Below are 23149 nucleotides of genomic sequence, written 5' to 3' on the forward strand. Positions count from 1 at the left end.
ATGGCAACGCTTGAAATCCACGACCTGCACGTCACCGTCGAGGCCGACAACGCCACGAAGGAGATCCTCAAGGGCGTCGACCTGACCGTGAAGCAGGGCGAGACGCACGCCATCATGGGCCCCAACGGCTCGGGCAAGTCGACCCTCGCCTACTCGCTCGCGGGCCACCCGAAGTACACGATCACCGGCGGCACCGTCACCCTCGACGGCGAGAACGTCCTCGAGATGTCCGTCGACGAGCGCGCCCGCGCGGGCCTGTTCCTGGCGATGCAGTACCCGGTCGAGATCCCCGGCGTCTCGGTCTCCAACTTCCTGCGCACCTCCGCCACCGCCGTCCGCGGCGAGGCCCCCAAGCTGCGTACGTGGGTCAAGGAGGTCAAGGAGACCATGGAGCGCCTCTCCATGGACCCGGCCTTCGCCGAGCGCAACGTCAACGAGGGCTTCTCCGGCGGTGAGAAGAAGCGCCACGAGATCCTTCAGCTGGAGCTCCTCAAGCCGAAGATCGCGATCCTCGACGAGACCGACTCCGGCCTGGACGTCGACGCCCTGCGCGTCGTCTCCGAGGGCGTCAACCGCGTCCGCGAGACCGGTGAGGTGGGCACCCTGCTCATCACCCACTACACGCGCATCCTGCGCTACATCAAGCCCGACTTCGTGCACGTCTTCTCCGGCGGCCGCATCGTCGAGTCCGGCGGCGCCGAGCTCGCCGACAAGCTGGAGAACGAGGGCTACGAGTCGTACGCACTCGACGCGAAGGGTGGCGTATCCGCGTGACACAGCTGCCGGGCCTCCTCGACACCGAGGCGATCCGCAAGGACTTCCCCATCCTGGACCGTCAGGTCCACGACGGTAAGAAGCTGGTGTACCTGGACAACGCGGCGACCTCGCAGAAGCCGCGCCAGGTCCTGGACGCTCTGAACGAGTACTACGAGCGCTACAACGCCAACGTCCACCGCGGTGTGCATGTGCTCGCCGAGGAGGCCACGGCGCTGTACGAGGGCGCGCGCGACAAGGTCGCCGCGTTCATCAACGCGCCGAGCCGCGACGAGGTGATCTTCACCAAGAACGCCTCCGAGTCGCTCAACCTCGTGGCCAACATGCTGGGCTGGGCCGACGAGCCCTACCGGGTCGACCACGAGACCGAGATCGTCATCACGGAGATGGAGCACCACTCCAACATCGTCCCGTGGCAGCTGCTGTCGCAGCGCACCGGCGCGAAGCTGAAGTGGTTCGGCCTCACCGACGACGGCCGCCTCGACCTGTCGAACATCGACGAGGTCATCACGGAGAAGACGAAGATCGTCTCCTTCGTGCTGGTCTCGAACATCCTGGGCACCGTGAACCCGGTCGAGGCGATAGTGCGCCGCGCCCAGGAGGTCGGTGCCCTGGTCCTGATCGACGCGTCGCAGGCCGCGCCGCACATGCCCCTCGACGTCCAGGCCCTCCAGGCCGACTTCGTGGCCTTCACCGGTCACAAGATGTGCGGTCCGACGGGGATCGGCGTCCTCTGGGGCCGCCAGGAGCTCCTCGAGGACCTTCCGCCGTTCCTCGGCGGCGGCGAGATGATCGAGACCGTGTCGATGCACTCGTCGACGTACGCCCCGGCACCGCACAAGTTCGAGGCGGGCACCCCGCCGATCGCGCAGGCGGTCGGTCTGGGCGCGGCCGTCGACTATCTCTCCGCCATCGGCATGGACAAGATCCTCGCCCACGAGCACGCGCTCACCGAGTACGCGGTGAAGCGGCTCGCGGAGGTCCCCGACCTCCGGATCATCGGCCCCACCACGGCCGAGGACCGGGGCGCCGCGATCTCGTTCACGCTGGGCGACATCCACCCGCACGACGTGGGCCAGGTCCTCGACGAGCAGGGCATCGCGGTCCGGGTCGGTCACCACTGCGCCCGTCCGGTCTGCCTGCGGTACGGAATTCCTGCGACGACACGAGCGTCGTTCTATCTGTACTCCACGCCGGCCGAGATCGACGCTCTGGTCGACGGCCTGGAGCACGTACGGAACTTCTTCGGCTGAGGGGCTGGCTGGGAACGTGAAGCTGGATTCGATGTACCAGGAAGTCATCCTGGACCACTACAAGCACCCGCACGGGCGCGGTCTCCGGGATGGCGACGCCGAGGTGCACCACGTCAATCCCACGTGCGGTGACGAGATCACCCTGCGCGTGAAGTACGACGGCGAGCGGATCGAGGACATCTCGTACGAGGGGCAGGGCTGCTCGATCAGCCAGGCCTCGGCCTCCGTACTGAACGACCTCCTGGTCGGCAAGGACGTGTCCGACGCGCAGAAGATCCAGGAGACCTTCCTGGAGCTGATGCAGTCCAAGGGCCGGATCGAGCCCGACGACGCGATGGAGGAGGTGCTGGAGGACGCGGTCGCGTTCGCCGGTGTCTCCAAGTACCCGGCCCGGGTCAAGTGCGCCCTCCTCAGCTGGATGGCGTGGAAGGACGCGACGGCCCAGGCTCTGGGCGAGAGCGCCGAGAGGAAGACGGCATGAGCGAGAACACTGTGACATCGGAGGAGACCGCTGTGACGGCGGACGAGACCGCTGTGGCGTCGGGCGAGATCCTGACGACGAAGCCGGCCTCCGAGGAAGAGGTCCGCGAGGCGCTCTATGACGTCGTCGACCCCGAGCTGGGCATCGACGTCGTCAACCTCGGGCTCATCTACGGCATTCACATCGACGACGCGAACATCGCGACGATCGACATGACCCTGACGTCCGCGGCCTGCCCGCTCACCGACGTCATCGAGGACCAGGCCAAGTCCGCCACGGACGGCCTCGTCAACGAACTGCGCATCAACTGGGTGTGGATGCCGCCGTGGGGCCCGGACAAGATCACGGACGACGGCCGCGAGCAGCTTCGGGCGCTCGGCTTCAACGTCTGAGTCCCCGGGGCTTCGGCACTTCGTAGGTCGGTGCCTGGGTACGCGGGTACCTCGGTACCTCGCATGGGGCGGCACCTTCGGGTGCCGCCCCATCGTGCTTTCCTCGGCGGGACGCTCGGGGCCTCAGGCCCAGCCCCGCACCAGACGGAACGCCGAGTCCGCCCGGTAGAGCCTGCTGTCCTCGGAACGCTCCAGGCGGAGCTGGAAGTTGCGGTGCCGCAGGAATCGGCCCGGGTAGTTGACCGCCTCCAGCATGACGGCGCCCGAGGAGGACGCGCGGGGGCAGAAGGTGGCGTCCTTCCGGAAGAGGCTGGAGCCGTCGTAGCGGTCGGCGCGCAGGACGAAGTCGCGATGGCGCAGGTAGGAGCCGTCGGTGGTGGTGAAGGAGTAGCAGGAGGAATTCGCCAGTCCCGCGACCACCTTGAAGCTGGCGGCCCGCCGGGTCGCGGCCGAGCTGCCCGGGCCCACCGGGTCGAGCCGGACCTTTCCGTCGCTCAGATGCCAGAAACGGTCGGGGTAGTTGACCGCCTGGACCGACTTCCACGAGGAGGCCGGCCGGGGCGGGGAAGCGGCGCCGGAGGCGGCGGGCGCGGACGTTCCGGGGACGGAACGGCTGGCGGAGCCCTGATCCGACGGCCCTGGCGAGGCGGAGCCGGTCGAGGCGGAATCCGGTGAGGCCGAGTGCGCGGTCCCGGGCGAGGACAGTGCGTTCTTGCCCACCGGGGCCGTGGTCGCTCCGGCGGGCGCCGTGGGGGCGCCGGGGAGGAAGGGGTTCGTCGTGTCGGCGAGGGTCCTGTTGTCCGCCCGAGTCCGTGATGGATCGTCAGAACGGTTGCTCTGTACGGTGATCACGGTCACGGCGGCGATGGTCACGGCCACCGCGAGCCCCCCGGCCAGCCAGAGCCGGCGTGTCCCGGGCAGCCTGCCCTCGTCACCGGCCCTCTCCCAGGACGCCCGGGGTACGGGAACGAGATCGGTGGTCACCGGGTAGGGCGCGCCGTGCGGGGTGGGGCGCCAGGGCGCCAACTCCCGCGAGGGGCCGGGCCGGTCGGGCCCGGACCCGGGCGTCACTTCGGGCATACGCGTTCCTAAAGGGGGAGGGTGAGCGCGCGAGAGGGCGACACGAGGTGAGGAGAGTGCCGGCACACGGAGCGGGAGCGGTCGTGGAGGCCCGGTGTGCGACTGGTGAAACAGTAGTGGAACCGGTGACTTCTGAGCAGTCGTTTCCCGCAGCGATACCGGTGAATTACCAGGCGGTACAGGGGAGTTGTCCGACAGTGCCGGGCAATCGCACGAAGTCGGGCGCTGCGTGCGGGTGCGGGTGCGGATGCGGTCGGTGGCGGGTGTCCTCGCCCTCGGGGCGCGCCGGGCCGGCGTGGGGCAGGGCGAGGACGTCGGCCGGGTCGTCCTCGCCGATCCCGAGGGCGACGAGTTCCGTGTGCAGCGGCCGAAGGCGTCGCTAGTGGACCGGGCCGGGCCCACCCGGAGCGCCCGGCGCCGCCGGCCCACCGGGCGTCTCCGGAACCCCGGCCACGCGTATCAGCACGTCCGCCAGGCCCTCCCGGCGGATGCGCTGGTCGATGTACAGCAGATTCGTCACCAGGGGCATGAACACCATGGAGAACAGCTGGGTGACGATGGCCGAGATCACCGTGAGCACCAGGTAGGGCCCGAGGTCGGGCACGGTCTGGCTGAAGGCGTCCGCGATGTCCGTGGGCGGCGGCGCGGAGGGGTCGTACGGCTGCGGGCTCGGCATGGCGAACATGAGCGGCAGCCGGAGCACGAGCGACCCGATGACCACGATCAGGCCGCCGAGCAGTGAGATGCCGAAGGTGCGCCACCACGCGCCGCGCATCAGCCGCACCGAACGCCGCATCGCCGTCAGGGGGGACGCCGCCTCCAGCACGGCGGCGGCCGGGGCGAAGCTGAACAGGACGTACAGCCAGACCGTCAGCGGTACCGAGAGCAGCAGGAGCAGGAAGGCGATCCCGGCGGGCAGGAACGGCTCGGAGGCCAGGGACGCGAGCAGCGTCATGAGCAGCAAGGCGAACAGCGCCGTCGGAATCACCATGATCAGGCTCATCAGCAGCGTCACGCCGAGTACGGAGGGGGTGCGCGGCCAGGCGCGCCGCCAGACGGCTCCGATGCGGGCCCGCCGTCCGAGTACGGCCTCGTGCAGGGTTGCCGCGGACGAGGCCTGCATGAAGGCGTTGGCCACCAGCGTGGCCAGCATCCCGACGACCCACAGGGCCCCGAACGTGATGAGGACGGGCCGGGCGTCGGCCCACTCCGCCGAACCGGAACCCCTGAAGAGCCGGTGCAGATGGTCCGCCTCCGAGGCGTAGGCGATGCCCCCCAGGCCCACGGTCAGGGCCACCAGGACCAGGCAGGCCAGCGAGGCGAGCCCGAACAGCGGCCGCGCGTAACGGCGCATCGTGACGAAGGCACCGCCGAGGACCGTGTCCACGCCGAGCGGGGCGAGGGGGATCACCCCGGGCTTGGGCGGTGGCGGTGGCGGCGGCATCCAGCCCCAGCCGCCCGGAGGACCTCCGTACGGCCCCGACGGTCCCCACCCAGAACTGTCCGACATGCCTCGTGCGCTCCATTGCTTTCGGGAATCTGTGCGATTCCGGCCCCCACTGTGATCGCGAACGATATCCGGTGGGGTGCATGGTGCCCATGGGGTTTGCGGGATCGCTTTGTGTACGGGTGTACGTATCGATGTGTACGCTCGTACGCATGGGATACGTACTGCTCGCCGGAGCCATCGCGGCGGAGGTCGGCGCGACCACCGCGATGAAGTACACGGAAGGCTTCAGCAGGCTGTGGCCGTCGCTGCTGACCGTCCTCGGATACGTCGTCGCCTTCGCGCTGCTCGCGCAGACCCTGAAGACCGTCTCGGTCGGCACGGCCTACGCGATCTGGGCGGGCGTCGGCACCGCCGCCATCGCGGCGATCGGCATGCTGTTCCTCGGCGAGGGGCTCACGGCCGCGAAGGCCGCCGGGATCGCGCTCATCATCGGCGGAGTCGTGCTGCTGAACCTGGGCGGGGCGCACTGATGGCCGCGCCCGGCGCGGCGGACGGCGGCCTGTGATGGCGCGCCGGTACGACCCCGAGCGGCGGCAGCGGATCATCGACGCGGCGATCCGCGTCGTCGGCGCCAAGGGCATCGCCGGGCTGAGCCACCGCTCCGTCGCCGCCGAGGCCGACGTGCCGCTCGGCTCCACCACGTATCACTTCAGGACCCTCGACGAACTCATGGTCGCGGCCCTGCGCCAGGCCAACGAGGGCTTCGCCAAGGTGCTCGCCGCGCGCGGCGCCCTGGAGGACACCCGGGCCGACCTGGCCGCCGAGCTCGCCGGGCTGATCGGCGAGTGGCTGGCCGGTGACCGGACGGGCGTGGAGCTGGAGTACGAGCTCTACCTCGCCGCCCTCCGCAGACCCGCCTTGCGTCCGGTCGCCGCCGAGTGGATCGACAGCCTCGTCGAGCCGCTGGCCCGGCGCACGGACCCGGTCACCGCGCGGGCGCTCGTCGCCCTGCTCGACGGGATCTGCCTCCAGGTGCTGCTGACGGGGACGTCGTACGACGAGGAGTACGCGCGCGAGGTGCTGGCACGGGTCCTGCCGCCCGGTACCTGAGACGTCCCGCGTACCGGTTCGCCCGGGCGGGCCCCGCCAAGTTAGGTTTCACCCATGACCGACACGACTGCTTCTCGTACCACCGGCGCCGTCGCCGCCGGGCTCGCCACCCTCACCGCCGACGGCACCGTTCTCGACACCTGGTTCCCCGCCCCCGAACTGTCCGCCGAGCCCGGCCCGGCCGGTACCGAGCGGCTGTCCGCCGAGCGCGCCGTGGAACTGCTCGGCGAGGGAGCCGCGCAGGCGATCGGCCCCGACGCCCGCCGGGGCGTCGAGGTGGTCGCGGTCCGTACGGTCATCGCGTCGCTGGACGACAAGCCGCTCGACGCGCACGACGCGTACCTGCGTCTGCACCTTCTCTCGCACCGCCTGGTCAAGCCGCACGGCCAGAACCTGGACGGTGTGTTCGGACTGCTCGCCAACGTCGCCTGGACCTCGCTGGGCCCGGTCGCCGTCGACGACGTCGAGAAGGTCCGGCTGAACGCCCGCGCCGCCGGCCTGCACCTCCAGGTGACCTCCATCGACAAGTTCCCGCGCATGACGGACTACGTCGCGCCCAAGGGTGTCCGCATCGCCGACGCCGACCGGGTCCGCCTCGGCGCGCACCTCGCCGAGGGCACGACCGTCATGCACGAGGGCTTCGTGAACTTCAACGCGGGCACGCTCGGCACCTCCATGGTCGAGGGCCGTATCTCCGCCGGTGTCGTCGTCGGCGACGGCTCGGACATCGGCGGCGGCGCGTCCACCATGGGCACCCTCTCGGGCGGCGGCAACGTCCGCATCACCATCGGCGAGCGCTGCCTCGTCGGCGCGGAGGCGGGCGTCGGCATCGCCCTCGGCGACGAGTGCGTGGTCGAGGCCGGGCTCTACGTCACCGCCGGCACCCGCGTGACGATGCCCGACGGAGACATCGTCAAGGCCCGCGACCTGTCCGGGGCGTCGAACATCCTGTTCCGCCGCAACTCGGTCACCGGGACCGTCGAGGCGCGCCCGAACAACGCGGTCTGGGGCGGCCTGAACGAGGTCCTGCACAGCCACAACTGATCATCGACGGCCGTGACATGCGGCCGTCCCCCCGATCACCGCTCCGAACCGCTGCCGAGCTCTCGGCGGGTGGCGGCGCTGGTGGTCGTGGAGCGCCCTCCCCGGCCCGAGCAGGGCCCGGGAGGGCGCTCGTGCGTCCGCCGGAGGCGGGCGGACGCACGATGCCGGGTCAGAGGGTCGTGGCGAACTCCTCGAGAGCCTCGAAGTCCGTCTCGCGCAGGCCGAGTCGGGGGTCGACGTTGCGCAGCAGAGCGGGTGCGTGATGGTGGGCGGCGACGAACGCCTCGTCGGCCGGGCTCTGTTCGTCGTCCACCCAGGCGAAGGAGCGGCCCGCGGCGTGGGCCACGATGCGTTCCGTCTTCCAGTGGACGCCGTCGGGGCGCTCGGCGAACAGGGCGCCGGTGAAGTCGACGTAGGGGAGTTCGGGGAGGCCGATCACGGGGGCGATCCAGCGGTTGGCGGCGTCCATCCAGGTGGTGGCCCAGCACAGGTCGTAGCCGAGGGCGAGCAGGGCGCGGCCGTGGCCGGGATGGAGCCAGACGCGCAGCGGCCGGCCGGGTTCCAGGGTGACCCGGATCGTCGTGTACCCCTCGGGCCGGCGCTCCCTCTGGGCCGCGTACGGGTTCAGGGGGCCGTCGACGTCGAGATACAGCAGCGGTCGGCTCACCTCGACAACGTACGGCAGGAACGGCGCGGGGTCGCGGGACATCCGGGTCCTGGGCGGGGCCCGGGGACGCGCCTCACCCACGGGTCTGAAATCTTTCTCACCTCGGCAGGCATAGAAGCGGACGTGCGCGGGCGTCACCAGGTGCACAGAGGCCGGGCGCAGGGTCCGCCGGGGAAGAGAAGGTGACGATGGATGCCGAAGGGCAGGAGAGTTTCAGAGAGTTCGTGGCGAATCGGTCGTCCGCGCTGCTGAGGACGGCCGTGCTCCTCAGCGGCGGGGACCGGCACGCGGCCGAGGACCTGCTGCAGACCGCGCTGGTCAAGGCGGCGGCCCGCTGGAACCGGATCGACGACCGGGAGGCGTACGTACGGCGGATCCTCTACCGGCAGCAGGTCAGCCGCTGGCGGCTGAAGTGGCGGAGGCGTGAACTGAGCGTCGCCGAAACGCCGGAGACGCGTAGCGGGGCGGGTACCGCGGCGGACGCCACGTCGGCCGCCGAGCTGCGCCTCGTGATGCGTGGGGCGCTGGCCCGGCTCACCGACCGGCAGCGCACCGTGCTCGTGCTGCGCTACTTCGAGGATCTGCCGGAGTCCGAGGTGGCCCGGGTCCTGGGGTGTTCCGTGGGGACCGTACGGTCCACGACGCACCGCTCGCTGGCCCGGCTGCGCACCCTCGCCCCCGAACTGGAGCTGCTGGGCCCCGCCCGGGCCGAGCAGCGGCCGTCCCGTGACTTCTCGCCCGTGGAGGTGCGTCCGTGAACGTCGATGACCTGGTGCGCGACGCGCTCCACGAGGAGGCCGCGGACAGCATGCCCGCGCCCTCGTACCTCGCCGACCGGGTACTGGCCGTCCGGCGCCGCAGCCGGACGCGCAGGCTCGCGTCGCTCGCCGCGACCACCGCCGTCGCGGTGGCCGTCGCGGTGGCCGTCCCTCTCCTCGGCCGGGGCGGGCACGAGGCGCGCCCCGCGAGCGAGATGAACGCGAGCGACATCATCGGGCACCCCGACCAGTCGCCGCCGAAGGACCTGATCGCGGCGGGAGACACGGTGCTGTCCGCCTTCTACGTCCACAGGAACGTCAAGCAGTCGAACGGCGACATCGTCCACCAGCGTGTGTACGGGCTCCTCGACCAGAACACGGGCAGGTACGAGAAGGCCGAGTGGGCCTACCTGGACGTCGCACCGGGCTCCCGCACCGCGGCGGTGCTGGAGGGCGAACTGCCCGCCAAGCGCATCGGGCTGCTCGACCTGATCACGGGCAAGGTCGACCGCTGGATCGCGCTGGACCGGGGCGTCGCGGGCGTGTCCTTCTCTCCGGACGGCACGAAGCTCGTGGCGACGACCTACGCCAAGAACCCCGACCGCGGGTTCGCGGATCACAAGGAGAGGGTCAACGGCAAGGAGATTCCCGGACCGGTGCCGAGCCGTACCGGATTCACCGTCGTGGATGTGGAGTCAGGCAAGGCGGTCTGGCACGAGGCCCCGTTCCAGACCGATGAGATGGGATTGCCGGGCAACTCGCGCGAGGACTTCGACTGGAGCCATGACGGCACACTCGTCTACGCGGACACTCCGGTGAAGCCCTTCCGCCAGTACTACAGCCTGAACGGCGACCGGGCCGACTGGCCGTCGGACGAGAAGGTCGCCGTATCGGTGCAGGCGGGGGTCTCGCCGGACGGGAAGCTCGCGGCCGGCGATTTCGCGGGCCGCGGGACCACGATCGCCGCCGCCGTCCTGGACCCGCACACCGGCAAGCAGATCACCACCGTGCCGGTGCAGCAACTCCTCGCCTGGGCCGACAACAAGCGCCTCATCGGCTGGGGCTGCGAGCCCAAGAGGTGCTCCGGCAAGGGTGAGTTCCGCAACCAGTTGCTGCTCGTCACCATCGGTACCGACAAGGTCGTACCGCTGAGCGGCTTCCGCGGAGCGAGCGCCGACTACCCGGGCCGCTGGACCCCGGTCTTCAGCTCGCGCTGACCGACTCCTCGTACGCCGCCCGTGGCCCGTCGACCGTCTCCCGGCCGACGGGCCGCAGCGGTGCGTGGCCAGGTCCCCGCGGGCGGACCGGGCAGCCCCAAGCCGTCCCCGGCAGTCCGGCGGACACCGTCAACTCGGCCGGACGGAAGGTCTGTTGCCGACGGCGGGACGCGGACATCCGGACGAGCCGAGGGGATCTTTGTCGTCTCAGGCATAGCGGGGCGGGGGCGGACGCGTCACAAGGAGTACAGGGGTCGGGCACAGGGTCCGCCGGGGAAGAGAAGGTGACGATGGATGCCGCAGGGCAGGAGAGTTTCCGGGAGTTCGTCGCGAACAGGTCGTCCATGCTCCTCAAGACGGCCGTACTGCTGAGCGGTGGGGACCGGTACGCGGCCGAGGATCTGCTGCAGGACGCCCTGATCAAGGCCGCCGACCGCTGGAACCGGATCGATGACCCCGAGGCCTACATACGGCAGATCCTGTACCGCCGGCAGGTGAGCCGCTGGCGGCTGAAGTGGCCGCGCCGGGAACTCAGTGTCGCCGAGCCGCCGGAGGCGACGTCGGGCGGGGACGCCCCGGCCGACGCCGAACTGCGCGTGGTGATGTGCGGCGCGCTCGCCCAGCTCACCGCGCGGCAGCGCACCGTCCTGGTGCTGCGCTACTTCGAGGATCTGCCGGAGATGGACGTGGCCCGGCTCCTGAGCTGCTCGGTCGGGACCGTCCGCTCCACGACGCACCGCTCGCTGGCGCGACTGCGTGCCCTCGCCCCCGAACTCGCCGCACTCGGCCCGGACGACTCCGAAGCCTGGCCGTCCCGTGACTTCTCGCCCGTGGAGGTGCGTACGTGAACGTCGAAGAGCTGGTACGCGACTCGCTCCGGTGGAAGGCCACCGAACAGCCCCCGCTGGGGCCGCACTTCGCCGACCGGGTGCTGACCGTCAGACGGCGCCGCCGGAACCGTACGTTCGCGACCGTCGCCGCGGCCACCGCCGCTGTCGTCGCCGTCGCCGTCGCGGTACCGCTGCTGGGCCCCGGCAAGGACGACGCGGGCCTCGCGACCGAGACGAACCGGAGGAACTTCACCGCCCACCCGGACCGGTCGCCGGCCAAGGACACCACCGCCCATCCGGACCAGTCGCCGCCCAAGGACGGGACCAAGGACGATGGGCGCCTCGCGACCGAGATGAACGCGAGCGACATCATCGCCCACCCGGACCAGTCGCCGCCTAAGGACCTGATCGCGGCGGGGGATTCCGCGCTGGCCGCCTACTACACCCGGGCCAGGGTCGAGAAGTCCGCGACGGTCGCCGTCTACAACCGCACCTACCACCTTCTCGACCAGAGGACCGGCAAGTATGTGAAGTCCACCAAGTGGTCGTTCGTCAGCGTGGCCCCCGGGATGCGGACCGCCGCCGTCCTGGAGAGGGAACTGCCGACCAAACGGATCGGCCTGCTCGACCTGCTCACCGGCAGGATCGAGCGCTGGATCCCGGTGGACCGGGGAGTCGCGTCGGTCGAGTTCTCACCCGACGGCCACAAGCTCATCGCGACGGCGTACGAGAAGAATCCGGATCTTGTCTACAAGGTGGACTACGACGGGAACGGGGACGGCAAGAAGAACGACTGGACGACGCACTTCGGCGACGCGCACCGGACCGGCTTCTACATCGCGGACGTGGACTCCGGCACGACCTCCTGGAGCGAGGTCCCCGACCGGGAGGACGTCGACACCCGCCAGGACTTCCGGTTCAGCCGCGACGCCAAGCTGGTCTACTCGGGACTCACCACCGAGCCCCACGACCAGTTCTACGACCTCAAGGGCAACAAGGTCGCCACGCCCGCGATCGAGAAGTACGTGCACTGGTACTTCGACGCGCGCCTGTCCCCGGACGGCAAGCTCGCCGCCGGTGAATTCGCGGGTGGGGCGAAGACGACGGCATCGGAGATCAACGACCCCTACACCGGCAAGCGGGTGGCCAAGGTGCACGGGCAGAACCTGCTCACGTGGGTCGGCAACAACCGGCTGATCGCCTGGGACATCGCGCCCGGCACGAACGAGTTCCACAACCGGCTGATGCTCATCACCGTAGGCAGTGACAAAGTGGTCCCGCTCAGCGGCTACCGCAAGGGCGACGACGATGCGGGCGGTCGCTGGACTCCGGTCTTCGCGCATCGCTGAGGCGGCACGGTCTTCGCGCATCGCTGAGGCGGAGCTGAAGCGCTGAGCGCCGGGCGCTGAAGGTCGGGCGCTGAGCGTCCGGCGCAGGGCCGAGGGGCGGGACCGGGGGAGGCGCGCCCTCGCCCGTCGGGACGGAAGGGGGCGGACGGGGGTCGGCCCCACCCGTCAGGACACCTCGGCCGCCAGCCGTTCGTACGCCGCCAGCAGCCCGTCGACCGCCTCGCGGCCGGCGGGCCGCAGCGGCGCCCGCACCGGGCCGCCGGGCAGCCCGAGGGAGCCGAGCACCGCCTTCGCCGTGACCGCGCCGGGCAGACCTGCCGACATCATCGACTCGACCAGGGGAAGCACCTGCCGCTGGTGGCGAGCGGCCCCGGCGGTGTCCCCGCCGTCGAACGCGTCCAGGATCGACCGGAACTGACGGGGCGCCACATTGGCGACCGTGCTGATGTACCCGGCCGCACCGACCGCGTACAGCGCGAGGACGTACTCGTCGCAGCCCGCGTAGTACGCCAACTCCGTGCGGGCCAGCACCTTCTGGGTACCGAGGAGGTCGTACGCGCAGTCCTTGACCGCCACGATCCGCGGATGCTCCGCCAGCCGGATCATCGTCTCCGGCTCGATCCGGGTCCCGGTGCGCCCCGGGATGTCGTACAGCACGATGGGCAGCCCCGAGGCGTCCGCGATCTCCCGGAAATGAGCCTCGACCGCGTCCTGCGGAGGCCTGCTGTAGTACGGCGCGACCACCAACAGCCCGTCCGCGCCCGCCTTCTCGGCCGCCAGGGCCAGTTCCACGGTGTGCCGGGTGTCGGCCGTCCCGACCCCCGCCACGATCGCCGCCCGGTCACCGACGGCCTCCCGCACCGCCCGCACCAGCGCGGCCTTCTCGGCGTCCGTCGTGGTCGGCGACTCGCCCGTCGTCCCGGAGAGCACGAGCCCGTCGCAGCCCTCGGCCACCAGCCGCTCGGCGAGCCGCTGCGCGCCGCCGACGTCCAGCGCGCCCGCCTCCGTGAACGGCGTGATCATCGCGCACAGGGCACGGCCGAAGGCGGGGACGGACCGCGTCGCGCGCGGGGCGGCCGGGGAAGCGGCGACGGTGGCGGGGGTGGTCGGGGGAACGGTCCTCGGAACGGTCATGGAAGTAGTCTCGGCCGCCCCACTGTGAAGCTCCACTTAATTCTTCTACGAGGTACAGGCAATGGATGCTACGCATTTTGGGGGCGGAGACGAAGACGGAGCCGAGGACGGGGACCGCCGCGGGGCGGCCGGGTCCGCCGGAGCCGGGGTGAGGCACTGGTGCCAAACCGGCCCGTCATGGGTCACCATGGCGAGGACGGCAGTCGTCGGCAGAGCGGGAGGCGTCATGAGGCTCGGCAAGGCACTCGCCACCGGAGTCGCGGAAGAGCAGGCCCACACGCACGAGGAGGCGTTCGAACTCCCCGAGATCATCGAGGAGTCGGAGGCTTCCGTGCCCGAAGAGGTTCCGGCCGGACGATGAGGCTGCGGCTCCCCGAGGAACGTCCGACGGAGCCGCCGACCGGATACAAGATCGCCCACCCGGTGCTGTCCCAGGACGGCACCCGGGCCGGGTTCACCGGCGTATCGCTGGGCGGCGCGCTGCCGTACGGAGTGCTGGACGAGGCGCGCTGTGTCTACGGACGGCGGCACCGCGCGCCGCACCGCCGCTGCGACTGCGGCTTCCACTGCGTGCACGACTCCGCCGCCGCCGAGGCGATGCTGTGCACGGCCGAGCACCGGGCGGCCGTCCTTCTCGAAGTCGGCGTCCTCGGCGCCTACATCCGCTTCGAGCGGGGCTTCCGCTACGCCCGCCAGCGGGTGCGCACCGCCACCGTCGGCCCCTGCGCCTGCGGCGCCGTGGCCGGAGCGCTGGCCGACGCGGGCTGGGGACGTCCGGGCTGGCGCGCGCTGACGGCCGCCTGCGCGGGATGCGTTCGGGGTCGTACGTCCCTCTCGCTCGCCTCCTTCGCGCGGCTGGCCGGTGAGGGCCTGCGGGTCCGGGCCACCGGCGCCGCCGTGGTCGCCACGGCCGGTTCCGGGGTCTCCGAGCTGGTCGCCGAGGCGGCGCTGCTCCAAGCCCGACTCGACTGGTTCCAGAGCCAGTTGGCCCGTCTGGTCGACCCGGGCCCGCAGGGATAGCCCGGGCGGCTCCGGGTACCCGTGCCTCCGCGAGCGAGTGAAGGCGGGGGCCTCTCACCGTGAGCCCGCTCCGAGGGCGGTACAACGGCCATCGAGGGCGCCGTTGAGGCCCCGTCCGAGGAGCCGGAGGGGAGCGATGCGGCGGCGAACCGGACACCGGTTCGCCGCCGCATCGTGTGCCGTCCTTCCCGTCCCGGCGTCACACCCGCCCGGCGGTGTCTCGTTCGGCTCCCCCGCGCATCGGCGTGATTCCCGTCTCCACCTTCTCCCGGGCCGCGCGCAACGCCCGCAGACGCGGGGGCCACTTGCGGGTGTCGCGGGGCTCGACGTAAGGCTCCTCGGAGGGGAGCCTGCCGTGGGTGATGGCCCGCTGGCGGGCGAGTTCCGCGTCGAACTCCAGGCCCAGGAGGATGGCCAGGTTGGTGAGCCAGAGCCACACGAGGAAGATGATGGCGCCCGCGAGCGTGCCGTACGTCTTGTTGTAGGAGCTGTAGCCGGCGGCGTAGACGGCGAATCCCGCGGACGCGGCCAGCCAGATCACCGTGGCGACGACACTGCCGGGGCTGAACCAGCGGAAGCCGCGGCCGGAGACGTTGGGAGCGGCCCAGTACAGCAGGGCGATCATCAGCTCGACGAACACCAGCAGGACGGGCCACTTGGCGATCGACCACGCCGTGATCGCCGCGTCGCCGAGCCCGATCGCGGTGCCGGCCCGCTCGGCCAGCGGCCCGGTGAACACCACGATGATCGCGCTCCCGGTGAGGAGCACCATCAGCGTGAGGGTCAGCGCCAGCCTCAGCGGTGTGACCTTCCAGACCGGACGGCCCTCCGGCAGGTCGTACACCGCGTTGGACGCGCGGATGAACGCGCCGACGTACCCGGACGCGGACCACAGCGCCATGAACAGTCCGACGATCGCGAGCACGCTGCCGGTACCGCCGCTGTCGCCCAGTTGCGTCACCGCGTCCCGCAGGATCTCGCGGGCCGGGCCCGGCGCCAGGTCCCCCACGTTGTCGAGGAGCCTGTTCGTGACGCGCTGCCCCAGGACGCCCAGCAGGGACACCAGCAACAGCAGGGCGGGGAACAGCGACAGCACGCCGTAGTACGTCAACGCGGCCGCGCGGTCGGCGAGTTCGTCGTCCCGGAACTCCTTCACCGTGCGCCACGAAACGGCCCACCAGGCCCGCGCGGGCAGCCGGGCGGGGCGGTCCTTCTCGGCGGACCCCGCCGTCTCCGAGTCCGTGCCCGTGTCCGTGTCCGTGCCCGTGTCCGTGTCCGGAAGAGCCTGCCGCGTCGATTCCGGTCGCTTCTCGTCCATGACCGGCGTGTTGCCCGAATCCGGCCGATGAAGCCCCCGGGGGGCAGCCGGGCCGGGGAATTCCGGCCGCCCGCCGACCCCGGCCGCCCCGCCCGGCCCCGCCAACCCCGGCTGCCCCGCCAACCCCAGCTGCCCCGCCCGGCCCCGCCGACCCCGGCCGCCCCGCCCCCTCCCCACACCCCCGGCCGCCACAGAACGGCGACTCGCCGACGACTCGTGTCGTCTGGACAAAAAAAGTTTTCGGTGGGACGGTAGAGTCATGTTGGACGTGACCGTGATCGAGGACGCCGAGGCCGCCGCCGTGTCGCTGGACCCCATAAGGGCCCGGCTGCTGGCCGAGCTGGCCACGGGACCCGCGTCGGCCGCCATGCTGGCCGGCCGGGTCGGCCTGCCCCGGCAGAAGGTGAACTACCACCTCAAGACGCTGGAGCGGCACGGCCTGGTCGAACTGGCGGGCGAGCGCCGCAAGGGCAACGTCACCGAGCGGCTGATGCGCGCGACGGCGGCGTCGTACGTCATCTCGCCGCTCGCGCTGGCCGCCGTGCAGCCGGATCCGGACCGCTTCCGGGACCAGCTGTCCGCCCGCTGGCTGCTCGCGCTCGGCGCCCGGCTCGTCCGGGACGTCGGCTCGCTCATCACCGGCGCCGCGAAGGCCCGCAAGCGGCTGGCGACGTACGCGCTCGACGGCGAGGTGACCTTCGCCTCGGCCGCCGACCGGGCCGCGTTCATCGACGAGCTGACGGCCGGGGTCGGCGCGCTCATCCGCAAGTACCACGACGGGGACGCGGACGGCGGGCGCCCGCACCGGATCGTCCTCGCCGTCCACCCCACGCTCAAACCCGAGGCCGCGGCCGGACCCGAAGCCGTGGAAGCCCCCGCGGACGGCGAAGCCGCCCACTGATCACCCAGGAGTCATGATCATGCCCAAGGAATTCGAGATCGCGCGCGAGTACGAGGTCGACGCCTCGCCGGACCAGATGTGGGACGCGATCACCAGCGGCAGCGGCGGCTGGCTGTGGCCCATGGAGTACGAGCCCCGCGAGGGCGGGGCCGGCCCCTTCGGCAGCACCATCACCGCCTGGGACCCGCCGCACCGGCTGACCGTGCGCAGCGAGGACGTCGGGTTCCCGACGCAGAGCCTCAACCAGATCGACCACACCATCGAGGCCCGCGACGAGGGCCGGCGTTCCTGGGTGCGGTATGTGCACAGCGGCATCTTCACCGACGACTGGGACAACCAGTACGACGGAGCCGACAAGCACACCGACTTCTACCTGCACACGCTGCGCGAGTACGTGACCCACTTCGCGGGCCGCCCGGTCGCCTTCGCGACCTTCGAGGGACCCGGCGCGTCCACGGCCTCCGACGCCTTCGCCGCCGTCGGGCAGGCCCTCGGCCTCGCGGACGACACCGCCGAGGGCGCGCGGATCCGGGCCCAGGGACCCGGCGGCCAGGTCTTCGACGCCGTGGTCGACTACCGCAACCCGTACTTCATCGGGCTGCGCACCGACAACGCGCTCATCCGCTTCTTCGGGCGCAACCGCTGGGGCGCTCCGGTCGGCATCAGCCTCCACGACTTCGCGCCCGACGCCGACGCCAAGGGCAATGAGACCGCCTGGAAGGGCTGGCTCGACGGAGTCTTCGCCGGCTGACCGGCCCGGCGGGACTCCTCCGCGCAGGCGAAGAGCCCGGCCCCCCGGACGACGGGGCCGGGCTCTCGCGTACCCGAGCGACTACGGACGGAACCGCAGCACCTGCGGGTCGTGGTCGCTGATCTGGTCGGAGAACTCCGAGTTGATGTGCACGCTGTCGTACTCCAGGTCGCAGCCCTTGCGGATCGACGGGCTGACCAGGATCTGGTCGAGGACCTGGGCGTTGCCCTGGTAGTCGTACGTGTAACGCTCGCTCTTCGGCAGCGACTTGATCGCCGACCAGAGCTCGCCGTCGCCCTCCAGGATCTTTGCCGTGTCGGAGAACTCGAAGTCGTTGATGTCGCCGAGCGTGATGACGTCGGCGTTCTTCTGCGACTTCAGGATCTCGTCGACGAAGGCGTTCACCGCGGTCGCCTGGGCGTGCCGCTGGACCTCCGAGCTGCGCGCCGGGGGCTGGTACTGCGAGGTCAACCCCTGGTCGCCGCCCTTGGAGTTGAGGTGGTTGGCGATCACGAACACCGTCTGGCCGCGGAAGACGAACTCGCCCGCGAGCGGCTTGCGGCTGCTCTTCCAGGCCGTGTCGGCCGGGTCGACGCGGCCGGGGGACGCGGTGAGCTGCGCCTTTCCGTGCACCTTCGTGACACCGACGGCGGTCGTCGAGTCGCCGCCCGCGCGGTCGGTGAAGGAGACCCGCTCGGGGTTGAAGAGGAAGACCTGGCGGATGTTGCCGCCGGGCTCGCCGCCGTCCTGGTCGTTGACCGGGTCGATGGAACGCCAGTCGTACGCCGGGCCGCCCGCCGCGACGATCGCGTCGATCAGCTTCCGCACCGTCTGGTCGGCGGAGACCGTGCCGTCGTCCGTCGCGCCGTTGTTGTCCTGGATCTCCTCCAGGGACACGATGTCGGGCGACTTGAGGTTGTTCACGATCGCGGACGCGTGGGCGTCGAACGTGGCGTCGCCCGGGTCCAGGTTCTCGACGTTGTACGTCGCCACCGCCAGCTCGCCGCGCGACTGCTTCCGCGTCGTCTCGCGCTCCAGGCCGCCCTTCTCCAGGGTGCCCAGCTGGTTGGCGACGAGGGTGTAGCCGCCGAACTGGTTGTAGTCGAGCGGGCCAGCCGTGGTGCCGGTGAGCTTGTCGCCGACGTTCGCGGTCGGGAAGTCGGCCGTCGCTCCCAGGGACTGGATCTGTATCCGGCCCGTGTTCTGCGAGGTGTACGAGCCGTACACCGTGCCGCCGCGGTGGGTGGCGTGCTCGCGCGGCTTCACCGTGACCCACAGCTCCGTGTACGGGTCGGTGGCGGTGACCACACGGGCGTCGGCGACCTGGACGTTCATGCCCTCGAGGGACTCGTAGTAGTCCAGGGCGTACTTCGCCGGCTCCAGGGTGAGGCCGTTCACCGAACCGCTCGCGGCGGTGTCGCCGGCGGGGGCGTAGGTGTTCGGCACGGACCTGGCGTCGACGACCGTCGCGGCCGGGACGGCGTTGCCGCTGGAGACGACGGTGACCGTCGGCTTGGTGATCTCGGTGACCGCCTGGTTGCCGCTGGTGGCACCGCCCGGGACGTACTCCGAGACCGTGCCCGTCACCGTGACCGAGTCGCCGACGGCGACCTTGGGGGCGGAGCTGGTGAAGACGAACACGCCCTCACTGGTGGCCGGGTCGGCGTCCGGGGCGGAGTCCTGGAGCCAGAAGCCCTTGGACGAACCGTAGGTCCGCACGCCGGTGACGATGCCGGCCACGTCCGTGACCTTCGCACCCGCGAGCGGGGAGGTCCGGGTGGTGCCCTGGATGTCGTGGATGTGGACGGTGTCCGCGTGGGCCGGTGTGGTGAGCACCACGGCGGAGATGGTGGAACAGACCGCGGCGACGGTCAGCGCGCCGATGCGCGCGGTTCTCTTGCTCGGCAAGGGAATCCCTCCGGGGACGTTCATGAGCGCCGGGACGAGGGTGGACTGTGGGGGGAGCGCGACCTGCGTGCGGGCCGGTGACGCGCGTAGAAGTGGGCGGACCGCACGGCCGTTGAACTTCTACGCGCGTCAATCTCGTGTGTGGTGAGGGGAGTTGTCAAGGTTTCAGCGGTGTACGAGACCTGTCGGACACATGAACCGGGCGGCATGGGTGGAAATCCGTCTAGGCTGAGCCGTTGGCACGGATCGCCCGGGCCGCCTTCGGATTCCCGAGTCCGCCGGCGCCCCGCGGGATGCGATGCCCGCCGCGGTCGACGGTGCCCGCCACCGTTCGGCGCGGCGTCGGGCGAAAACCCCGCCCGAACCGCTTGCCCTGCTCGTCGTGGTTGTTCGGAGGAGAACTCAGCCGATGTCAGACAGCTCTTCCCTGCCGCCCGTGCGGCTGCTCTCCGAGGCGCAGCTGGCGCGGGACGCGCTCGCCGCGCCGCTGCTCTCCCGCGCCGCGCGGCTGGCCCGCTGGGCGGGCCCCGGCACCCGGGTGGGGGCGGGTGGCGAACTCGTCGAGGAGCAGCTTCCCGAGGCGGCCGGCGTCCTCGGCCTGTCCGGCGACGACGCGGCCGCCTTCGCCGGCGAGGCCTGGCGGGTGGCCGTCGACACCGGGCTCGTCGAGATCGTGGACGAGCAGGAGGGCACCGTCGAGGCGGGCGAGGACCTCGCCGTGCTCACCTCCGGCGCCCCGCAGGACGTCCTCGGCGTCTGGCTCGGCGCGCTCGACACCGTGCTGGCCGACGCGAGCGTGCCCGACCTCGACGATCTCGTCGAAGCCATGGGCGAGGACGGCGAGATCGACCTCTCCTCCCTGGACTGGGACCCGGAGGCCGAGGCCGAGTTCCTCGACGGGGTGCTCGGCAATCTGTATCTGCTGACCGTCGGCGAGAACGCGCCCGGCGAGGTCCCGGTGCCGCTGCCCGCGCTCGCCGCCTCGATGATCGTGCCCGACGACATGGGAGAGCCCACCAACGACGTCCTGGAGCAGGTCTCGGACGCCATGATGCGGCTCGACGACCAGTTCCGGCTGCTGGAGCCCATCGGCCTCGTAGACTTCCAGCCCGTCGACGAGGCCCTGATGGCGGACGCCGACGAGGAGCCGGCCGCCCCCGTCGACGACTTGGACGTATCGCGGTACGGCGTGGTCCGCCTGACACCGCTCGGTCTGTACGGACTGCGCGCCCGGCTGACCGAGGCGGGCTTCTCCGCCCCCGCGGTGGGCGAACTGGCGGACAAGGGCGCGGACACGCTCCTGGACGGCACGGCAGGCTTCCCCCCGGCCGCCGCCCAGGCCGAGATCGAGCAGTGGCTCGCCCGGCGCGAACCGCTCGCCGCCGCCCGGGAACTGCTCTCCGCGGCACGCGGAACGGACCCGGGCGCCCCGCTGCGCCGCCTGCACTGCCAGCAGGCTCTCTCGCTGGTCGGCACGGAGGCCGAGCCCGCGCTGCGCGAGGTCCTCGACAACGCCGAACTGGGCGGTCTCGCCCGCGTCTGGCTCTCCGAGCAGGGCGCGCCCGACGTGCCCGCGCCGTCCGAGGCGATGGTCTTCTGGCTCACCATCGACACGGTGGCGGCACAGCTCGCCGCCGAAGGGAACTCCACCGAACTCCAGGCACTGGTCGAGGGGCTGGCCCAGCAGCACAGCGGCTTCTTCGACTCGGCCTGGCGGGTCGATCACCCCGCCGCCCCGGACGTCCTGGAAGCCATGGGCCGCCTGCACCCCGACAAGAAGGTCGCCAAGGAAGCCCGCAAGGCCGCGTTCAAGGCACGGTCGCAGCAGGCGGGGTGAGCCGCCGGTGACCCCGGGCGCCCGGCGCCCGGACGGACTGTTGCCCGGAGGCAGGGGTTCCCCTGTGCCGGTCGGGTGGATTCACGCAAGCGGGACCCCTGAAGTCGGCGTGCGTTCAACTCGCGTTCAGACGGGGGCGGGACCGTGTGGCCGCAACCGAGGCCGCCACCGCCCCCCACGACAGTCCGAGTTCACCGTCACAGGAGACATCACATGTCGCTCACCCGCAGGGACTTCGCCAGACAGTCCGCGATCACCGGTGCAGGCGTGGCCCTGGTCGGCAGCGTCGGCGCCCTCGCCACCGCCCCCAACGCCCTCGCCGCCACGGAGACGGACACGGACGGCGCGGCCGGGGAACCGGTGGCCGCCGGGCACGGCGGCGTCGGCTACGGTCCGCTGGTCACCGACCCGAAGGGCCTGCTCTCGCTGCCCGCAGGGTTCTCCTACCGCGTCATCACCCACAGCGGCAGGACCAAGCTGGAGTCGGGCGAGTTCACGCCCTCCAACCACGACGGAACGTCCACCTTCGAGGGCCCGCGCGGCGCCACCCTCCTGGTCAACAACCACGAGCTCGCCGGCCCCCGCGCCAACTGGCCCTACCCGGTGCCGCTCACCGAGGGTCTCGTCTACGACCCCGCCGCCGCGGGCGGCTGCACCGTCGTCGAGGTGCGCCGGGACAAGGTCGCCGAGTGGGTCGGCATCGCCGGCACCGCCACCAACTGCGCGGGCGGCAACACCCCTTGGGGCACGTGGCTGACCTGCGAGGAGACCGAGGACAAGGCCGGCACCAACGGCTTCACCAAGGACCACGGCTACGTCTTCGAGGTCGACCCCGAGGACCGCCGCCGCAACCGGAACCCCAAGCCGATCAAGGCGCTCGGCCGCTACGCGCACGAGGCCGTCGTCGTCGACCCCAGGCGTGGCCGCCTCTACCTCACCGAGGACGCCTCGAACCCCAACGGCCTGCTGTACCGCTGGACGCCCCCGCAGGGCTTCGAGCACGGCCACGGAAAGCTCCGCACCCTCGCCGACGACGCCGGATCGCTCCAGGCCTTCAAGTGCTTCGACTCCGGCGGCAAGTTCGTCGACGACCTCTCCCGCGCCACGAAGATCGGCACCGTGTACGGCGTGGACTGGGTCGACGTCCAGGACCGTGACGCCAAGACCGTGTCCGTCCGCAAGCAGTTCACCGCCGGCCAGGTCACCCGCGCCCGCAAGCTCGAGGGCATGTGGTGGAGCGACGGCGGCGTCTACATCGTCTCCTCCTACGCCCGCACCGAGAGCCCCGGCCAGGCGCACGACGGAGCGGTCTGGTTCTACGACCCCAAGCGCCGCACCCTGACGCTGAAGGTCCTCATCGGCGTGAACCCCGACCCGTCCGTCGACGGCGCCTTCGACGGCCCCGACAACATCACCGTCTCCCCGTACGGCGGCCTCGTCATCGCCGAGGACGGCGAGGGCGTCCAGCATCTCTTCGGCGCCACCGAGAGCGGCCGCACGTACCCGATCGCCCGCAACGAGCTCAACATCGGCACCGCCGAGGCCCCGGAGTACAGCGAGTTCACCGGCGTCACCTTCTCGCCCGACGGCAGGACCCTCTTCGCCAACATCCAGGTGCCGGGCATCATGCTCGCCATCACCGGCCCCTGGAAGCGCCAGAAGCGGGGCTGAACTCCCGCCGGTTCCCCGGCGATTTAATTCGCTCGCCCGACTCGCGGCCGCCCTCCTAAAGTAATGCCTGTCCAGGTGCGAAGGCAGGACCTACTTCCACTCATAATGGGGCGGCCGCGGGTTCGAGTCCCGTCACCGGTACAACGCGCCGGTGTAGCTCAGGGGTTAGAGCACCTACGTCGGTTCCGCCGACCTGAACTCTGG

The 23149-nt window shown here is 71.2% G+C and carries 23 protein-coding genes and 1 pseudogene; 18 read left to right on the top strand and 6 right to left on the bottom strand.

Features of this window, described 5'->3' with window-relative positions; translation table 11 throughout:
- From sufC to OOK38_RS23735, 4 genes are read left to right on the top strand one after another with little or no spacing between them, the layout of a single operon-like run.
- The gene (gene sufC / locus OOK38_RS23720; protein WP_266757403.1) at window positions 1-774 is read left to right on the top strand and encodes a Fe-S cluster assembly ATPase SufC; all 774 of its coding nucleotides are present in this window, start codon (window positions 1-3) and stop codon (window positions 772-774) included.
- Entirely contained in the window at window positions 771-2027 is a 1257-nt protein-coding gene (locus OOK38_RS23725; protein ID WP_266757401.1) for a cysteine desulfurase, read from the top strand. Before sufC ends, OOK38_RS23725 begins: the two co-directional genes overlap by 4 nt.
- Before the next feature lie 16 nt (window positions 2028-2043).
- A complete protein-coding gene (gene sufU / locus OOK38_RS23730; RefSeq protein WP_151470345.1) occupies window positions 2044-2508 on the top strand; it encodes a Fe-S cluster assembly sulfur transfer protein SufU in 465 nt (154 codons plus the stop codon).
- A gap of 53 nt (window positions 2509-2561) precedes the next feature.
- Window positions 2562-2900 (top strand): metal-sulfur cluster assembly factor, encoded by a 339-nt coding sequence (locus tag OOK38_RS23735; RefSeq protein WP_266765628.1) that lies wholly within the window; start codon window positions 2562-2564, stop codon window positions 2898-2900.
- A 123-nt stretch (window positions 2901-3023) separates the two neighbouring features.
- Here the strand turns inward: OOK38_RS23735 and OOK38_RS23740 are convergent, their stop codons facing one another.
- Window positions 3024-3980 (bottom strand): AbfB domain-containing protein, encoded by a 957-nt coding sequence (locus tag OOK38_RS23740; protein ID WP_266757397.1) that lies wholly within the window; start codon window positions 3978-3980, stop codon window positions 3024-3026.
- A gap of 229 nt (window positions 3981-4209) precedes the next feature.
- Between OOK38_RS23740 and OOK38_RS23745 the strand changes: the two are divergent.
- Window positions 4210-4368, top strand: a pseudogene (locus OOK38_RS23745) (VOC family protein); the annotation flags it as partial.
- On the opposite strand, the gene OOK38_RS23750 reads toward OOK38_RS23745, so the two are convergent.
- Window positions 4360-5490: a hypothetical protein gene (locus tag OOK38_RS23750; protein ID WP_266757395.1), complete on the bottom strand. Its 1131-nt coding sequence runs from the start codon at window positions 5488-5490 to the stop codon at window positions 4360-4362. The pseudogene OOK38_RS23745 and the gene OOK38_RS23750 sit on opposite strands and share 9 nt — an antisense overlap.
- Before the next feature lie 149 nt (window positions 5491-5639).
- Here OOK38_RS23750 and OOK38_RS23755 point away from each other — a divergent pair, with 149 nt between their 5' ends.
- From OOK38_RS23755 to dapD, 3 genes are read left to right on the top strand one after another with little or no spacing between them, the layout of a single operon-like run.
- Window positions 5640-5960 (top strand): multidrug efflux SMR transporter, encoded by a 321-nt coding sequence (locus OOK38_RS23755; RefSeq protein WP_266757393.1) that lies wholly within the window; start codon window positions 5640-5642, stop codon window positions 5958-5960.
- Between the two features lie 34 nt (window positions 5961-5994).
- A complete protein-coding gene (locus OOK38_RS23760) occupies window positions 5995-6540 on the top strand; it encodes a TetR/AcrR family transcriptional regulator (protein WP_266757391.1) in 546 nt (181 codons plus the stop codon).
- A 54-nt stretch (window positions 6541-6594) separates the two neighbouring features.
- Window positions 6595-7584, top strand: coding sequence for a 2,3,4,5-tetrahydropyridine-2,6-dicarboxylate N-succinyltransferase (gene dapD / locus OOK38_RS23765; protein WP_266757389.1), 990 nt, complete (start codon window positions 6595-6597; stop codon window positions 7582-7584).
- A gap of 169 nt (window positions 7585-7753) precedes the next feature.
- On the opposite strand, the gene OOK38_RS23770 is transcribed toward dapD, so the two are convergent.
- Window positions 7754-8251 carry a hypothetical protein gene (locus OOK38_RS23770; RefSeq protein ID WP_323178850.1) on the bottom strand — a complete coding sequence of 166 codons (498 nt, stop codon included), beginning with the start codon at window positions 8249-8251 and terminating at the stop codon, window positions 7754-7756.
- 188 nt (window positions 8252-8439) lie between these two features.
- Between OOK38_RS23770 and OOK38_RS23775 the strand changes: the two genes are divergently transcribed.
- The 4 genes from OOK38_RS23775 to OOK38_RS23790 all read left to right on the top strand — a co-directional run bounded on the left by OOK38_RS23775 (window position 8440) and on the right by OOK38_RS23790 (window position 12405).
- Window positions 8440-9009, top strand: a complete 570-nt coding sequence (locus tag OOK38_RS23775) for a SigE family RNA polymerase sigma factor (RefSeq protein ID WP_266757385.1) — start codon at window positions 8440-8442, stop codon at window positions 9007-9009.
- Window positions 9006-10226 (top strand): WD40 repeat domain-containing protein, encoded by a 1221-nt coding sequence (locus OOK38_RS23780; RefSeq protein ID WP_266757383.1) that lies wholly within the window; start codon window positions 9006-9008, stop codon window positions 10224-10226. Before OOK38_RS23775 ends, OOK38_RS23780 begins: the two co-directional genes overlap by 4 nt.
- Before the next feature lie 290 nt (window positions 10227-10516).
- Window positions 10517-11074 carry a SigE family RNA polymerase sigma factor gene (locus tag OOK38_RS23785; protein WP_266757381.1) on the top strand — a complete coding sequence of 186 codons (558 nt, stop codon included), beginning with the start codon at window positions 10517-10519 and terminating at the stop codon, window positions 11072-11074.
- Window positions 11071-12405: a WD40 repeat domain-containing protein gene (locus OOK38_RS23790; protein ID WP_266757379.1), complete on the top strand. Its 1335-nt coding sequence runs from the start codon at window positions 11071-11073 to the stop codon at window positions 12403-12405. Before OOK38_RS23785 ends, OOK38_RS23790 begins: the two co-directional genes overlap by 4 nt.
- A gap of 165 nt (window positions 12406-12570) precedes the next feature.
- Here the strand turns inward: OOK38_RS23790 and dapA are convergent, their stop codons facing one another.
- Complete coding sequence (dapA, locus tag OOK38_RS23795) at window positions 12571-13575, bottom strand: 4-hydroxy-tetrahydrodipicolinate synthase (protein ID WP_266757377.1); 1005 nt, start codon at window positions 13573-13575, stop codon at window positions 12571-12573.
- Between the two features lie 190 nt (window positions 13576-13765).
- Between dapA and OOK38_RS23800 the strand changes: the two genes are divergently transcribed.
- Both OOK38_RS23800 and OOK38_RS23805 read left to right on the top strand, forming a co-directional pair.
- The gene (locus tag OOK38_RS23800) at window positions 13766-13900 is read left to right on the top strand and encodes a hypothetical protein (RefSeq protein WP_266757375.1); all 135 of its coding nucleotides are present in this window, start codon (window positions 13766-13768) and stop codon (window positions 13898-13900) included.
- Window positions 13897-14559 (top strand): hypothetical protein, encoded by a 663-nt coding sequence (locus OOK38_RS23805; RefSeq protein ID WP_266757373.1) that lies wholly within the window; start codon window positions 13897-13899, stop codon window positions 14557-14559. The genes OOK38_RS23800 and OOK38_RS23805 overlap by 4 nt, the downstream gene beginning before the upstream one ends.
- A 199-nt stretch (window positions 14560-14758) precedes the next feature.
- On the opposite strand, the gene OOK38_RS23810 is transcribed toward OOK38_RS23805, so the two are convergent.
- The gene (locus tag OOK38_RS23810; RefSeq protein ID WP_266757371.1) at window positions 14759-15877 is read right to left on the bottom strand and encodes a YihY/virulence factor BrkB family protein; all 1119 of its coding nucleotides are present in this window, start codon (window positions 15875-15877) and stop codon (window positions 14759-14761) included.
- A 259-nt stretch (window positions 15878-16136) separates the two neighbouring features.
- Here OOK38_RS23810 and OOK38_RS23815 point away from each other — a divergent pair, with 259 nt between their 5' ends.
- On the top strand, window positions 16137-16778 hold the full coding sequence (locus OOK38_RS23815) for a winged helix-turn-helix domain-containing protein (RefSeq protein WP_266757369.1): 642 nt from the start codon (window positions 16137-16139) through the stop codon (window positions 16776-16778).
- 19 nt (window positions 16779-16797) lie between these two features.
- The gene (locus tag OOK38_RS23820) at window positions 16798-17529 is read left to right on the top strand and encodes an SRPBCC domain-containing protein (protein ID WP_266757367.1); all 732 of its coding nucleotides are present in this window, start codon (window positions 16798-16800) and stop codon (window positions 17527-17529) included.
- An 81-nt stretch (window positions 17530-17610) separates the two neighbouring features.
- Here the strand turns inward: OOK38_RS23820 and OOK38_RS23825 are convergent, their stop codons facing one another.
- Window positions 17611-19437 carry an endonuclease/exonuclease/phosphatase family protein gene (locus OOK38_RS23825; RefSeq protein WP_266757365.1) on the bottom strand — a complete coding sequence of 609 codons (1827 nt, stop codon included), beginning with the start codon at window positions 19435-19437 and terminating at the stop codon, window positions 17611-17613.
- A 409-nt stretch (window positions 19438-19846) separates the two neighbouring features.
- Between OOK38_RS23825 and OOK38_RS23830 the strand changes: the two genes are divergently transcribed.
- Window positions 19847-21274 (top strand): hypothetical protein, encoded by a 1428-nt coding sequence (locus OOK38_RS23830; RefSeq protein WP_266757363.1) that lies wholly within the window; start codon window positions 19847-19849, stop codon window positions 21272-21274.
- A gap of 213 nt (window positions 21275-21487) precedes the next feature.
- Window positions 21488-22945, top strand: coding sequence for an alkaline phosphatase PhoX (locus tag OOK38_RS23835; protein WP_266757361.1), 1458 nt, complete (start codon window positions 21488-21490; stop codon window positions 22943-22945).
- Window positions 22946-23149 lie beyond the last annotated feature (204 nt).

The sequence above is a fragment of the Streptomyces sp. NBC_00568 genome, from assembly GCF_026341855.1.
In the GTDB taxonomy this organism is placed as follows: Bacteria; Actinomycetota; Actinomycetes; order Streptomycetales; family Streptomycetaceae; genus Streptomyces.